The following is a 12,469-nucleotide window of genomic DNA, read 5'->3' on the forward strand; positions in this document are numbered from 1 at the left end:
CAGTACGGGGTGCACCGCGCCCACGGGAGATTACCTACGATGACGAGCACGTACAGTGCCCACCCGCGGGCTTCGATCCGCGACGGCACGTCATCGGGCCGCTTCTGGGGAGGAGACAGCCGTGAGCACGGTCGTGTTCCGCCGGCTCCCGCGCCAGCCGGGGCCGGCTCTGCCACGCGGCGAGGTGCTGCTGGAGTCGCCGCCCGAGCTGCCCGAGCCGACGCCCCGCGGCATGGGCCAACTGCTGATGATCCTGCCGATGGTCTGCGGGGTCGGCGCGATGGCATTCCTCTACGCCGGCCGGGGTGGCGGCATGATGACGTACGTCGCCGGTGGACTCTTCGGCGTCTCGATGCTCGGCATGGCGATCGGCTCGCTCGCCAACAGCGGCGGCAACGACAAGGCCGAGCTGAACGCCGACCGTCGCGACTACATGCGCTACCTGGCCCAGATGCGCAAGCGCACCCGCAGGGCCGCCGAGCAGCAGCGGGCAGCGATGGCCTGGCGGCACCCGGAGCCGGACGCGCTCTGGTCGATCGCGGCGTCCCGCCGGCTCTGGGAACGGCGGATCACCGAGGACGACTTCGGCGAGACCCGCATCGCGCTCGGCCCGCAGCGGCTGGCCGTCGAGATCGTCCCGCCGGAGACCAAGCCGGTGGAGGACCTGGAGCCGATGAGCGCCATCGCGCTGCGCCGGTTCGTGCGGGCGCACTCGACAGTGCCGGAGCTGCCGACAGCGCTCTCCGTACGCGCGTTCAGCCGGGTGGTGCTGCGCGGTGACCGAGAGCCGGTGCTCGACCTGACCCGCGCGGCCCTGGGTCAGCTGGCGACCTTCCACGCCCCCGACGACATGGTGATCGCGGTGGTCGCCGCGCCCGACCGGCAGGCCGCCTGGGAGTGGGTGAAGTGGCTTCCGCACGCCCACCACAGTGGCCGGACGGACGCCGCGGGTGCCAGGCGGCTCGTCTTCGCCAGCCTGGCCGAGGCCGAGGAGTCGCTGAACGGTGAACTGGCCGGGCGTCCCCGCTTCACCGCCGAGGCCAAGCCGCTGACCACCGCGCCGCACCTCGTCGTGGTGATCGACGGCGGCGAGGTCGCGCCGACCTGTCAGCTGGTGGGTCAGGGTCTGCTCGGTGCCACCACCATCGATCTCTCCGGGACGGTGCCGCGCGATGCCGGCCGTTGGCTGCTCTGCCTGGACGCCGGCGACGGCAGCTCACTCGAACTGATCCGGGGCACCTCGTCGACGCAACTGGGCCGACCGGACCGGCTCACCGTCGAGGCCGCCGAAGGGCTGGCCCGGCAGATCGCCCCGTACCGGCTGTCCCAGCAGCAGACCAGCAGCGAGGAGCCGCTGGCACGCAGCATGGAGCTGCCGGACCTGCTCGGCGTCGGCGACGCGGCGGCCGTCGACGTCCACCAGACCTGGCGGCCGCGCGGTCACCGTGACCGGCTGCGGATCCCGCTCGGCGTCGGCCCAGACGGCAACGTCGTCGAGCTGGACTTCAAGGAGTCGGCGCACGAGGGCATGGGCCCGCACGGTCTGGTGATCGGTGCGACCGGCTCCGGCAAGAGCGAACTGCTCCGTACGGTGGTGGCCGCGCTCGCGGTGACCCACTCGTCGGAGGAGCTGAACTTCGTCCTTGTGGACTTCAAGGGCGGTGCGACGTTCGCCTCGCTGGAGGCGCTGCCGCACACAAGCGCTGTCATCACGAACCTGGCCGATGAGCTGCCGCTTGTCGACCGGATGCGCGACGCGCTCGCCGGCGAGATGGTGCGCCGGCAGGAGCTGCTGCGGGCGGCCGGCAACTACGTCTCCCGCTTCGAGTACGAGAAGGCCCGCGCGGCCGGCGAGCCGCTGGCTCCGATGCCCAGCCTGCTGATCATCTGCGACGAGTTCAGCGAGCTGCTGGCCGCCAAGCCCGACTTCATCGACCTGTTCGTGATGATCGGCCGGCTCGGTCGGTCGCTCGGTGTGCACCTGCTGCTGGCCAGCCAGCGCCTCGAAGAGGGCAAGCTGCGCGGCCTTGACACCCACCTGTCGTACCGGATCGGTCTGCGTACTTTCTCGGCGGTGGAGAGCCGGATCGTGCTCGGCGTGCCGGACGCGTACGAGCTGCCGAACGCGCCGGGGCACGGCTACCTGAAGACCGACACCAGCACGATGCTGCGGTTCCGGGCCGCGTACGTCTCCGGCCCGTACCGGGCGCCCGGCCAGCAGGCATCCGCGTCGCAGGCACTGGTGCAGCGCCGGATCGTGCCGTACGGCGTCGACTTCCTGCCGGCGCAGGCCCCCCAGATGCCTGTGGACTCCGCGCCGGAGCCGGAGCAGCCGGCCGACGGTAAGGCCGTCGCGATGCTCGACGTGCTCATCGACCAGCTCAAGGGCCGGGGCCGCCCCGCACATCAGGTGTGGCTGCCGCCGCTGGCGGACCCGCCGGGCCTGGGTGAGCTGCTCGGCCCGCTGGCCGTCGACCCGACGTACGGGTTGTGCACCGCGTCCTGGCCGGGCCGGGGTCGGCTCACGGTGCCGGTCGGCGTGGTGGACCGCCCGTACGAGCAGCGCCGTGACCCGATGATGGTCGAGCTCGCCGGGGCCGGTGGCAACGTGGTCATCGTCGGTCGCTCGCTCAGTGGCAAGAGCACGATGCTGCGGACGTTGCTTGCCTCGTTGGCGCTCACCCACACGCCGCGTGAGGTGCAGTTCTTCTGCCTGGACTTCGGTGGCGGCGCGCTGCGCAGCCTGGAGCGGTTGCCGCACATGGCGGGGGTGGCCGGCCGGCGCGACGTCGAGGCGGTGCGCCGTACGGTGGCCGAGGTGGTCGCGGTGCTGGACGAGCGGGAGATGCGCTTCGCCCAGCACGGTATCGACTCGGTGGCCAGCTATCGCCGCCGCCGGGCGGCGGGTGAGTTCGCCGACGACCCGTTCGGTGACGTGTTCCTGGTGGTGGACGGCTGGAACACCCTGCGCCAGGAGTACGAGGAGCTGGAGCAGACCATCACGACGCTCGCCAACCGTGGCCTCGGCTTCGGCGTGCACGTGGTGCTCACCGCGGCGCGGTGGGCGGAGGTCCGGATCAACATGCGGGACCTGCTCGGCACCAAGCTCGAACTGCGCCTGGGCGACGCCGCCGAATCCGAGATCGACCGACGGTCGGCAATGAACGTGCCGGAGAAGTCACCCGGCCGTGGCCTGACCCGGGACAAGCTGCACTTCCTCACTGCCATTTCGCGGATCGACGGCCGGCGTGACATCGACGACCTGAGCGAGGCGTCGATCGCCCTGGCCGGGCACGTGGCGGCCAACTGGCCGGGTCGTCCGGCGCCGAAGGTGCGGCTGCTGCCGCGTCGGCTCGCCGTTACCGAGCTGGCGCGGATCATCGACCGGTCGGCGCCCGGCCTGCCCATCGGCGTCAACGAGTCGGCGCTCGCCCCTGTGTATCTGGACCTGGCGAACGAGCCGCACCTGACGGTGTTCGGCGACGCCGAGTGTGGCAAGACCAACCTGCTGCGGCTGATCGCCCGTGGCATCACCGAGCGGTACACGCCCGCTCAGGCCCGGTTGGTGATCGCCGACTACCGGCGTGGGCTGCTGGGCGCGGTGGAGGGCGATCACCTGCTTGACTACGCGCCGTCCAATCAGGCGTTCGCGCAGGGGCTCGGCTCGATCCGCAGCGCGCTGTCCAACCGGTTGCCCGGCCCGGACGTGACCACCGCGCAGCTGCGCGACCGCAGCTGGTGGAAGGGCCCGGACCTGTACATCCTTGTCGACGACTACGACCTGGTGGCCTCCGGTGGCAGCAATCCGCTCAGTGCTCTGCAGGAGTTGTTGCCGCAGGCCCGCGACATCGGCCTGCACCTCATCATCACGCGGCGGGTGGGCGGCGTGTCCCGCGCGCTCTACGAGCCCGTGCTGCAACGGTTGCGGGAGCTGGACTCGCCCGGCCTGCTGATGTCCGGCAGTCGGGAGGAGGGCGCGGTCTTCGGCACGCTGCGGCCGAGCCCGCAGCCGCCCGGCCGGGGCACGCTGGTCCGTCGGCGCGACGGCCAACAGCTCATCCAGACCGCTTGGTCCGAGCCGTCGTGACCGGGCTCGCCCGGTTGTGCGGTGATCCGGCATCGCAATTTTGTCGTCCGCGTCAAATACCTGTCCCGTAAAACCGGTAATCACGTCGGCTGATTCGTCACTATTCACCTACGGCGGCCTACCAGGGCTGCGAGGACTGGACGGACTCCGCTACGGTCTCTGTTGGAGTGTCCGTCGGTGGGGTGTTTTGCTGCCTTGCCGCGGGGGAGGGGGCGCGGCAAAGCCGCCGCCACAACATGACGGAAGGGTGTGAAGCATGGCGTTCGAGGTCGAAGCTGCGACTCTGCATACCGCCGCGAGTGACGTGCGGTCTACGCGTAGCGAGGTCGACGGCGAGCTGAAGAAGCTGTGGAACGTAGTCGACGACCTGGCCATGGCGTGGAAGGGTCAGGCGTCCACGGGCTTCCAGTCGCTGATGACGCGTTGGAACGAGGACACCGTCAAGCTGCTGACCGCGATGGATGACATCGCGGACCTGCTCGACAAGTCGGGTACGACGCACCAGGTCAACGACGAAGAGCAGCAGCAGATGCTGGACAAGTTCCACTCTGCTCTCAACCCGTGATCCCGTAGCGAGCAGAGGAGGAAAACATGGCGATCAAAGTTGACTACGCGGTCCTCGAGAGCAGCAACCAGCAGATGCAGGCCATCTCGAAGACCATCGACGAGAAGCTCGACACGCTGCGGTCGATGCTCTCCAAGCTCGAGTGGGACGGCCAGGACCGCGTCGCCTACGAGCAGCACCAGGCGAAGTGGGACCAGGCCGTCCGGGACATCAACCGGGTCCTGAACGAGATCGGTGGTGCCGTCGGCATCGCCCGTGAGAACTACGTCTCCACCGAGATGAGCAACTCGAAGGTGTGGGGCTGAGACAATCGCCGGTGCGGCTCCGGTCCGGTTCGACCGGGCCGGAGCCGCATTGCGTTGGCGTCGGCACAGGTTCTGGGAGAGCGATGCGTACGGGGAATCGTTTCCGATCGGCCCGGCTGGCGGCTGCGGCCGCAGTGGCATTGTGTGCCGCGCTGGTTCCCGCCGTTGTCGCACCGGCACCCGCTCGTGCCGCCGACACGGTCCGGGGCCTGCAGTGGTATCTCGACTCGCTGAAGATTCCCCAGGCGCAGAAACTCACGCAGGGCAAGGGCGTCGTGGTCGCCGTCATCGACGGTGGGGTGGACGCCAGCCATCCAGACCTTCGCGGCCAGGTACTGGCGGGGCACGGTGTCAACGCCGCCGCCGCGCCGGACGGGCGACGTGACGACGACCGGGAAAAGGGGCACGGCACGTCGATGGCCGGCATCATCGCCGGGCGTGGTGGTGACCAGATGCGGCAGTTGGGCATCGCCCCGGCTGCGAAGATCCTGCCGGTCTCGATGGGTGCCCGGTTCAACAGCGACGACGTGACCCGCGCCGTCCGGTGGGCGGCCGACGCAGGTGCCGACGTCATCAACCTCTCCGTGAGCATCGGTGACGGTGCGCCGCCCCCGGATCTGGCCGACGCGATCACCTACGCGTTCAGCAAGGACGCGGTGCTGGTGGCCTCCGCCGGAAACGTGGAGCAGGGTGATCAGCGGGTCACCTCGCCCGCAAACATCCCCGGCGTCATCGCCGTGTCCGGTCTGGACAAGCGGGGCAACTTCTTCGCCGGCTCGGTGCGCGGCCCGGAGACGGTGATCGCGGCACCGATGGAGAGCATCATCGGGCCGGCACCCAAGGCGGTCTCGTCCAACGGCTACACAGTGGGCAGCGGCACCAGTTCGTCAGCCGCCATCATCTCCGGGGTGGTGGCGCTGGTCCGCGCCAAATATCCGCAGCTCGACGCGGCAAACGTCATCAACCGCCTGATCAAGACGGCCCGCGACGCCGGGCCGGCAGGCCGGGACCAGCAGTTCGGCTTCGGCGCGGTCGACCCGGTCGCGGCGCTGACCCGCTCGGTGCCAGAGGTGACGGCCAACCCGCTGCTGGAGGGCGCGACCGAGCCGACCCGGCCCGGTGGCGCCGCCCGGCCCGACGATGACGAGGGTCCGGCTGTCGAGTTCGGGGTGTCGAACAAGGCCGGCGCGATCGTCCAGGTCGTGCTCTGCGTGGCCGTGCCGATTGTCGCGCTGATCGTCCTGCTGGTGGTGCTCAGGCGCCGCAAGCGGCGTACCCCGGCCGTGCCCGGCCCGTCTGCCGGCGCACCCGGGTCGCCGCCGCCCGGCTGGCCTGCGGGCCCGGCCGGCTGGCAGAGCCCACCGGGGCACGTCGCGCCGCCGCAGCCCGTTCCGGGGTACGGTCCGCCGCCGGCCCAACACGGTCATCCGCCGCCGGGCTATCCGCCGCCGGCTGGCCAGCCCGCACCGGGCTATCCACCGGCCGCGCCGCCGCCGGGCGGACCCGGATGGCCGGGCACGGGCCAGGCGCCGCCGCAGTCCGGCCCACAGCAGTAGTGAGCACAGACCACCAGTCAGGGTTTCGGGGAGGGGACCGATGACGGACGACAGGACCAGCCAGCCGGAACGGTTCAAGAACGACGACATGTACATTCCGATTCCGGTCGGCACCACGCCGGTGTCAGGCCTGGCGTTGACCGGCTTCGAGATCGACAACGTCAACCATGCCGCCACGCCGGAGGGTCTCGTCACCGCGCCCGGCGAGGCCGGCGTCAAGACCGAGTGGGACGCGAGCAGCCTCGATTCCGCGATCGACTGGCTGGAAACCCACGCGGCGTACCTGAACAAGCTCACCTACAAGATGGTCGACATCCAGGACCTGATGGGTGGTGCGGCCGCGGGCATGGCGGGTGGAGTCGGCGGCCAGGCGAGCCCGCTCGGTGGGTTCGAATGGGCGGGCCGGTTGGCTGCCAAGCATCAGGGGCTCTACCGGGACACCGAGGCTGGTGTGCAGAGGCTCGCCCAGAATCTCTACGACGCGGCGGAGGCGTTGCGTCAGGTCAAGCAGAACTACGAGACGGCGGAGGAGCAGAACAGGATGTCCGCCCTCGACATGCAGCGGGTCTTCGGTGACGTGGCCGGCCGCGGCGACGGCCGTTAGGACGGGGAGGACGGCAAATGGCTCTGAGCTGGGAAGAGATGTGCCAGAAGGTCGTCATTGACGGCCGGCCTGGTGACGTGGAGAGCGCGGCGCTCGGTTGGGAACAGCTGATCAAGAACCTCAACAACGTCAAGCAGAGCCTTGAAGCCAACATCAAGGACCTGGGCGCGACCTGGAAAGGTCCGGCGTACGAGGAGTTCAAGGGTCACGTCGAGCTGATCGCCAAGGACACGGGTCAGCTCGTGGCGGACACCGAGAAGGGCGGCGGCATCGTCCAGTCGCTCAAGGCCGCCGCCGACAGCCTCAGCGCCGCCCAGCGGGACTTCCCGATCCCGGCGACCTGCGTCAACGACGTCCTGGAGGCGCGCAACGCCAAGCTGACCATCGGGGTCGGTTTCTTCGAGGCCAAGGTCTCGCCGGACTTCCTCGGCTGGCTCGACCCGGTGAGTGCCGTCGCCGACTGGATCAACGACCAGTCCAAGGACGCTGCCGAGGTCTATCAGCGGGTCAGCGGCGAGTACCAGACCATCGCCCCGAACACCCCCGGTAATGCCTTGCCCGGTGACACCGCGGACCCGACCCGTCAGCAACCGAATCTGGGTGGTGGCGGTGGTGGCGGCGGCGGTGTCGGTGGCGTGCCGAACATCGGCGGCGGCGGGCCCGGCGGTGGTCTGGGCGCCAAGCCCTCGATCAGCGGGGCGAGCCTGGTACCGGAGACGGGCAACCTGCCCGTCGGTTCCGGCATCCACCCGGCCTTCTCGGGCGAGCCCGGCACGGGCGGCTACCCAGGTGTCGGTGGTGTCCCCGGCACGGGCGGTCTCGACGAGGAGTACAGCACCGGCCTCGCGGGTGCCGGCGGCGGCGTGCCCGGTCTCGGCTCTGGCGGTGGTGGCCTCGGTTCCGCAGGCCTCGGCGCCGGCGCCGGCGGTGGCGGTGGCGGTCTGGGCAGCGCCGGGGCAGGCGGCGGCGTGCTCGCCGGAGGCGGCGCGCTCGGCCGAGCGGTCTCCCCGGGCATGGGCCCGATGATGGGCGGTGGCGGTGCGGCGGGCGCCGGTCGCGGCGGAGGCCGGGGCGCGGGCGGCCGGCTCGGCGCGGGCGGCAAGCCGGGCGGCGGGATGATGCCCGGAATGGGCGGCGTCGCCGCTGGTGGCGGCGGTGCCGGTCGGGGCGGTGCCGGTCGCGGCGCGGCGGGTGCCGGTGCGGCCGGTCGGGGCGCGGGTGCCAGAGGTGCCGGGATGGCCGGGATGGGCGGCGGTGCCGGCTACGGCGAGGACGACACCTCGCGCAACACGTGGCTGGAGGAGGACGAGGACGTGTGGGGTGCCGACGGCGGGGGAACCTCCGGCATCCTGCGCTGAACGTCTGGACGCGACGGTGCCGATGCGGTTGACCGCATCGGCACCGTTTCCTGTTCGACGCCGGCCAGTGGCCGGCGACACGGTGGTCTACTCGCTCCGGGACAGCTGATGGACGTCGTTCAGCCGGTGACCGGCGTGTCGGGACGTCGGCCGGGGCGCCAGCCGCGTCGGCGGCCCCGCGCCACGATCGGTCGCGCGATAAGCAGCAGCCCGGCGAGCAGACCGCCGACGACGGCGGCCCAGAGCGCGACGGTGCGTTGCCAGCTCAGGGGGTCTGCCGCGTTGTCGGGGGCCGGGAGCGCGTCGGGCGGCGGGTCCGAGCGGGTGCCCAGCAGACTCGACACCGCCCGGTACGGGTTGACCACGCCGAAGCCGACCTCCGCGTTGTGCCCGTCCGGCGGGTTGTCAGCGGTTCGTTCCAGCCGTTCGGCGACCTGTTCCGGTGTGAGGTCCGGGTGGGCGGATCGGACCAGCGCGGCGACGCCGGAGACGTACGCGGCGGCGAAGCTTGTGCCGCCCGTCGGCTCGGCGCGGTAGCCGGCCCCGCCCGGTGCCGGGCCGACGATGTTCAACCCTGGCGCGGCGACGTCGACGTACGCGCCGCTGACCGAGGTGCCCACGTGGCCGCCCTGCTCGTCCACACCGGCGACAGCGATCACCCCGGGATACGCGGCGGGGTAGGCCGGTTTGTCCTCCTGCTGCTCCTGCCGGTTTCCGGCTGCGGCGACCAGCACGACCCGCTTGGCGAGGGCGCGTTCGACGGCCTTCGCCAGCTCGGGGCGGGGCAGTGTCACCAGGGAGAGGTTGATCACGTCGGCGCCGTTGTCGACAGCCCAGTCGATGGCCGAGGCGATCTGCCCCGGTAGGGCTTCGTCGTTTGTGCCCTTGGCGTCCGGCAGGACCCGGATCGGCAGGATGCGGGCCCCCGGGGCGATGCCGCTGAAGGGTGCCCCGGTGCCGTCCCGGCCGGCGATGATGCCGGCCACCATCGTGCCGTGACCGACAAGGTCGCACTGGCCCTGGTTGGCGGGCAGACCGTTGAAGTCGCGCCCCGCGAGGACCTGACCCTTGAGCAGGGGGTGGATGGCGGACACCCCGGAGTCGATCACCGCGACCGTCACTCCGGCGCCCCGGGAGAGGGGCCAGGCCGACGCCGGGTCCAGTCGGCGCAGCCCCCACGGGATCTCCACCAGGCCGTCCTCCCCGGCCGGGCCGCAGGTGGGCGGTGCCGCGACGGCGGGGGAGGCGGGGACCACCAGGGCGGTGCCGAGCAGGGCCACCAGCGTTCCACTGAGGACTGCTCGAACGCCACGGCGTAATCCCGTGGTCGCGCTGGACGGCAGGCTTTGGCGCACCCGCAGAGATTACCGCCGTGCCGCATCGGGCAGCGTCCCGGCGGGGATCGGTCACGGCTGGTGTGCGGCGTCCTCGGTTGGCGCTTCGGCGAAGAGCGCGAGCAGGTCACCGACCTGGCGGTACGCCTCGGCGGGGTGCCGGAACCGGCCGGCCGGGTTGAGGGTGTACTCGTTGCGGCGCCCGACCCGCGTGCGGTGCAGGTAACCGCCCGCCTCCAGGTCGGCGACGATGGCCTGGGCGGCGCGTTCGGTGACGCCGACCTCGGCCGCCACGTCCCGCAGCCGAGCGGTGGGATCGCGGGCGATGGACAGCAGCACATGCCCGTGGTTGGTGAGGAATGTCCAGTTCCGGCTGCTGCCTGTGCTGCCGTCGGCTGTCGCCGTGCTCGCCATCGTGGGACCGCCTCTCCGGTTGCCCGCCTCGCGCCTGTCGCAGGCGGGTCGAACCGGGCCAACGTATGAAATCTATATCACGCATATCTTGACGCATCTTCTGGTGCGTGTGAACGTGGAGCCCGAGCCAGCGCCCGCCGCCGGGCCGGTCGACGTGCGGGTTGAGCAGGTCAAATGCATGGAGACGAGGTGCGGGGATGAGCCTTTCCGCAATGCCCGGTGGGCAGCCGGGTCCGCAGCGGGCCACCGATCAGGCACCGGCGCTCACCGAGCCGTCACGGGCGTACGCCGAGCTGGCCGACGGTAACCGGCGCTTCGTCAGCGGTGCTCCACGCCACCCCAACCAGGGCGCCGAACACCGGGCCGCTGTGGCCGACGGGCAGCACCCGTTCGCGGTGATCGTCGGCTGTTCCGACTCCCGGCTGGCTGCCGAGATCATCTTCGATCGGGGCCTGGGTGACCTCTTCGTGGTCCGTACGGCCGGGCACATCGTGGGCCCGGAGGTGCTGGGCAGCGTGGAGTACGCGGTGACAGTGCTCGGCACCCCGCTGGTGGTGGTGCTCGGTCACGACTCCTGCGGTGCCGTCCAGGCGGCCCGCGAGGCGGCCGCCACCGGCACCGCACCCGTGGGGCACCTGCGCGCGGTGGTCGACGCGGTGCTGCCCAGCCTGCGGCGCGCCACGACCGAGGGTGTGGACGACATCGACGGCATCGTCGACATCCACATCGCGCAGACTGTCGAGACGCTGCTCGGACAGTCGCCGGTACTGGCCGAGGCGGTGGAGCAGGGCCGTTGCGCGGTGGTGGGAATGTCGTACCGCCTGGCCATCGGTGGGGTGCGTCCGGTGACCGCCGTGCCGGTCGGTGCCGCGACCCTCGACGTGCCCAGCGTCCCGGACGGCCCGGCCGCGACCGCCGCTGCCTGACAGGACCCGGACCGCCGACCCGCCACGTGCGACGAGGGCCGCCCCGCGTGCTGCGGGGCGGCCCTCGTCTGCGGTACGTGCCGTCAGAGCAGTGACATGTGGACGTGGTCGGTGTGGTTCGACGGTCCGCTGTACGAGCTCCACCCGGTCGCCGGGAACCAGATCTGCCGGTTCCAGATCACGTAGTAGATGCCGAGTCGGTCGGCGTTGCGGATGAGGAACGCGGCGACGTTGTTGCCGTACTTGCGGGTGTCCTCGTTGTGCCACGGGGAGAAGCCGCTCTTCTGAAGCGACCAGTCGCAGGCGCGGCCCTTCGGGTGCTCCCACGGCCCGCCGGGGCGGTAGCAGCCGACGAACCGGGTGAAGCCGGCCCGCCTGACCTCCTTGTAGGCGTGCAGGGTGCGTGGTGTGACGCAGCCGGAGGTGGTCGGGTCGTCCTCGCTGCACGACTGCGGCTTCCAGTCGCCGTCGGCGGTGCGACCCGGGCCGATCCTCGCGACCGGCGAGGTGGCGTCCACGAGACCGCCTGTGAAGCCCTTGCCGCCGACGAGGGAGAGCGCCTTGTCCGCCTCGCTCTTGCGCTTGGCCATCAGGGCTGTCTGCTTCTGCTGCTCGCGGACCTCCGTGTCGAGGGCCAGCTTGGCCTGCTCGGCGCGGGACTTGACCGCGTTGACCTCGGCGAGCTTCTTCTCGTTGACCATGTTGAGCTCGTCGAGCGCCGCGGCCCGCTTGACGAAGGTGTCGGGGGCGGTGCTGTCCAGCAGCATCGCCATCGCGCCGACGCGGCCGGTGCGGTACGACTGGGCGGCGATCTGCGCGACCTGCGGTTCCAACGCGTCCAGGTCGGCCCTGGCCCGCTCGACCTCGATCGCCAACTCCAGCTGTCGCTTCTTGGATTTGTCCAGCTTGGACTTTGCCGCGGAGTAGTCGCGGTTGGCCTGCTCGATGACGTCGTTGAGCAGCTTCGGCTCGCCGTCCTCCTCGTGCCCGGACGGGGTGGGGGTCGTCGGGGCGGCATGGGCCGGTACGGGCCCGGCGAGCACGGTCAGTGCGGCGATCACGGCCACCACAGGTGTCAACCAGCGGCGTAGGGGTGCCGTCACAATGTTCCCTTCCGTCGACCGCCGACCGGGTTAGCTGACGGGTTCGGGGCGGAAGTGGCCCCTACCGCTGGCGCGGATTCACCCCAGGTACCTGGGTCCCCGGCTCGCCGGTTGGCGATTGGGCGGTGGCACCGCAGGCGCCGCTTCGCGCCTTCATCGGTAACCGGCAGCGAGGTTACCCGAGAGTCGGCCGGGTGAGCTACGCCTGGATGCCCAT

10 protein-coding genes and 1 riboswitch are annotated in these 12,469 nt (G+C 71.1%); of the genes, 7 read left to right on the top strand and 3 right to left on the bottom strand.

The window, feature by feature from the left end:
* Positions 1-121: 121 nt before the first annotated feature.
* The 6 genes from eccCa to ADK66_RS31620 all read left to right on the top strand — a co-directional run bounded on the left by eccCa (position 122) and on the right by ADK66_RS31620 (position 8,475).
* Positions 122-4,087 carry a type VII secretion protein EccCa gene (gene eccCa / locus ADK66_RS23630; protein ID WP_053658907.1) on the top strand — a complete coding sequence of 1,322 codons (3,966 nt, stop codon included), beginning with the start codon at positions 122-124 and terminating at the stop codon, positions 4,085-4,087.
* 256 nt (positions 4,088-4,343) lie between these two features.
* Positions 4,344-4,652: a WXG100 family type VII secretion target gene (locus ADK66_RS23635; protein ID WP_053658909.1), complete on the top strand. Its 309-nt coding sequence runs from the start codon at positions 4,344-4,346 to the stop codon at positions 4,650-4,652.
* Positions 4,653-4,678: 26 nt separating this feature from the next.
* On the top strand, positions 4,679-4,957 hold the full coding sequence (locus ADK66_RS23640) for a WXG100 family type VII secretion target (RefSeq protein WP_053658911.1): 279 nt from the start codon (positions 4,679-4,681) through the stop codon (positions 4,955-4,957).
* 83 nt (positions 4,958-5,040) lie between these two features.
* Positions 5,041-6,513, top strand: a complete 1,473-nt coding sequence (locus ADK66_RS23645) for a S8 family serine peptidase (protein ID WP_082377621.1) — start codon at positions 5,041-5,043, stop codon at positions 6,511-6,513.
* Positions 6,514-6,553: 40 nt separating this feature from the next.
* On the top strand, positions 6,554-7,117 hold the full coding sequence (locus ADK66_RS23650; RefSeq protein ID WP_053658915.1) for a WXG100 family type VII secretion target: 564 nt from the start codon (positions 6,554-6,556) through the stop codon (positions 7,115-7,117).
* A gap of 17 nt (positions 7,118-7,134) precedes the next feature.
* A complete protein-coding gene (locus tag ADK66_RS31620) occupies positions 7,135-8,475 on the top strand; it encodes a WXG100 family type VII secretion target (protein ID WP_157552868.1) in 1,341 nt (446 codons plus the stop codon).
* Positions 8,476-8,594: 119 nt separating this feature from the next.
* Here the strand turns inward: ADK66_RS31620 and mycP are convergent, their stop codons facing one another.
* The gene (gene mycP / locus ADK66_RS23660; RefSeq protein WP_231640163.1) at positions 8,595-9,755 is read right to left on the bottom strand and encodes a type VII secretion-associated serine protease mycosin; all 1,161 of its coding nucleotides are present in this window, start codon (positions 9,753-9,755) and stop codon (positions 8,595-8,597) included.
* 126 nt (positions 9,756-9,881) lie between these two features.
* Positions 9,882-10,223 (bottom strand): MarR family winged helix-turn-helix transcriptional regulator, encoded by a 342-nt coding sequence (locus ADK66_RS23665; protein WP_053658919.1) that lies wholly within the window; start codon positions 10,221-10,223, stop codon positions 9,882-9,884.
* 197 nt (positions 10,224-10,420) lie between these two features.
* Here ADK66_RS23665 and ADK66_RS23670 point away from each other — a divergent pair, with 197 nt between their 5' ends.
* Positions 10,421-11,149, top strand: coding sequence for a carbonic anhydrase (locus ADK66_RS23670; protein ID WP_082377625.1), 729 nt, complete (start codon positions 10,421-10,423; stop codon positions 11,147-11,149).
* An 83-nt stretch (positions 11,150-11,232) separates the two neighbouring features.
* Here ADK66_RS23670 and ADK66_RS23675 read toward each other — a convergent pair whose 3' ends face one another.
* Positions 11,233-12,252: a hypothetical protein gene (locus ADK66_RS23675; RefSeq protein ID WP_053658923.1), complete on the bottom strand. Its 1,020-nt coding sequence runs from the start codon at positions 12,250-12,252 to the stop codon at positions 11,233-11,235.
* Positions 12,253-12,256: 4 nt separating this feature from the next.
* Positions 12,257-12,387: riboswitch (cyclic di-AMP (ydaO/yuaA leader) on the bottom strand.
* Between the last annotated feature and the right edge of the window lie 82 nt (positions 12,388-12,469).

The sequence above is a fragment of the Micromonospora sp. NRRL B-16802 genome (assembly GCF_001279555.1).
In the GTDB taxonomy this organism is placed as follows: domain Bacteria; phylum Actinomycetota; class Actinomycetes; order Mycobacteriales; family Micromonosporaceae; genus Micromonospora; species Micromonospora profundi.

What these genes read in the sequence shown, in the direction of transcription:
- ADK66_RS23635 (WP_053658909.1), top strand. Translation starts at nt 4,344, where the DNA reads ATGGCGTTCGAGGTCGAAGCTGCGACTCTGCATACCGCCGCGAGTGAC.
- ADK66_RS23640 (WP_053658911.1), top strand. Translation starts at nt 4,679, where the DNA reads ATGGCGATCAAAGTTGACTACGCGGTCCTCGAGAGCAGCAACCAGCAG.
- ADK66_RS23645 (WP_082377621.1), top strand. Translation starts at nt 5,041, where the DNA reads ATGCGTACGGGGAATCGTTTCCGATCGGCCCGGCTGGCGGCTGCGGCC.
- ADK66_RS23650 (WP_053658915.1), top strand. Translation starts at nt 6,554, where the DNA reads ATGACGGACGACAGGACCAGCCAGCCGGAACGGTTCAAGAACGACGAC.
- ADK66_RS31620 (WP_157552868.1), top strand. Translation starts at nt 7,135, where the DNA reads ATGGCTCTGAGCTGGGAAGAGATGTGCCAGAAGGTCGTCATTGACGGC.
- ADK66_RS23665 (WP_053658919.1), bottom strand. Translation starts at nt 10,223, where the DNA reads ATGGCGAGCACGGCGACAGCCGACGGCAGCACAGGCAGCAGCCGGAAC.
- ADK66_RS23670 (WP_082377625.1), top strand. Translation starts at nt 10,421, where the DNA reads ATGAGCCTTTCCGCAATGCCCGGTGGGCAGCCGGGTCCGCAGCGGGCC.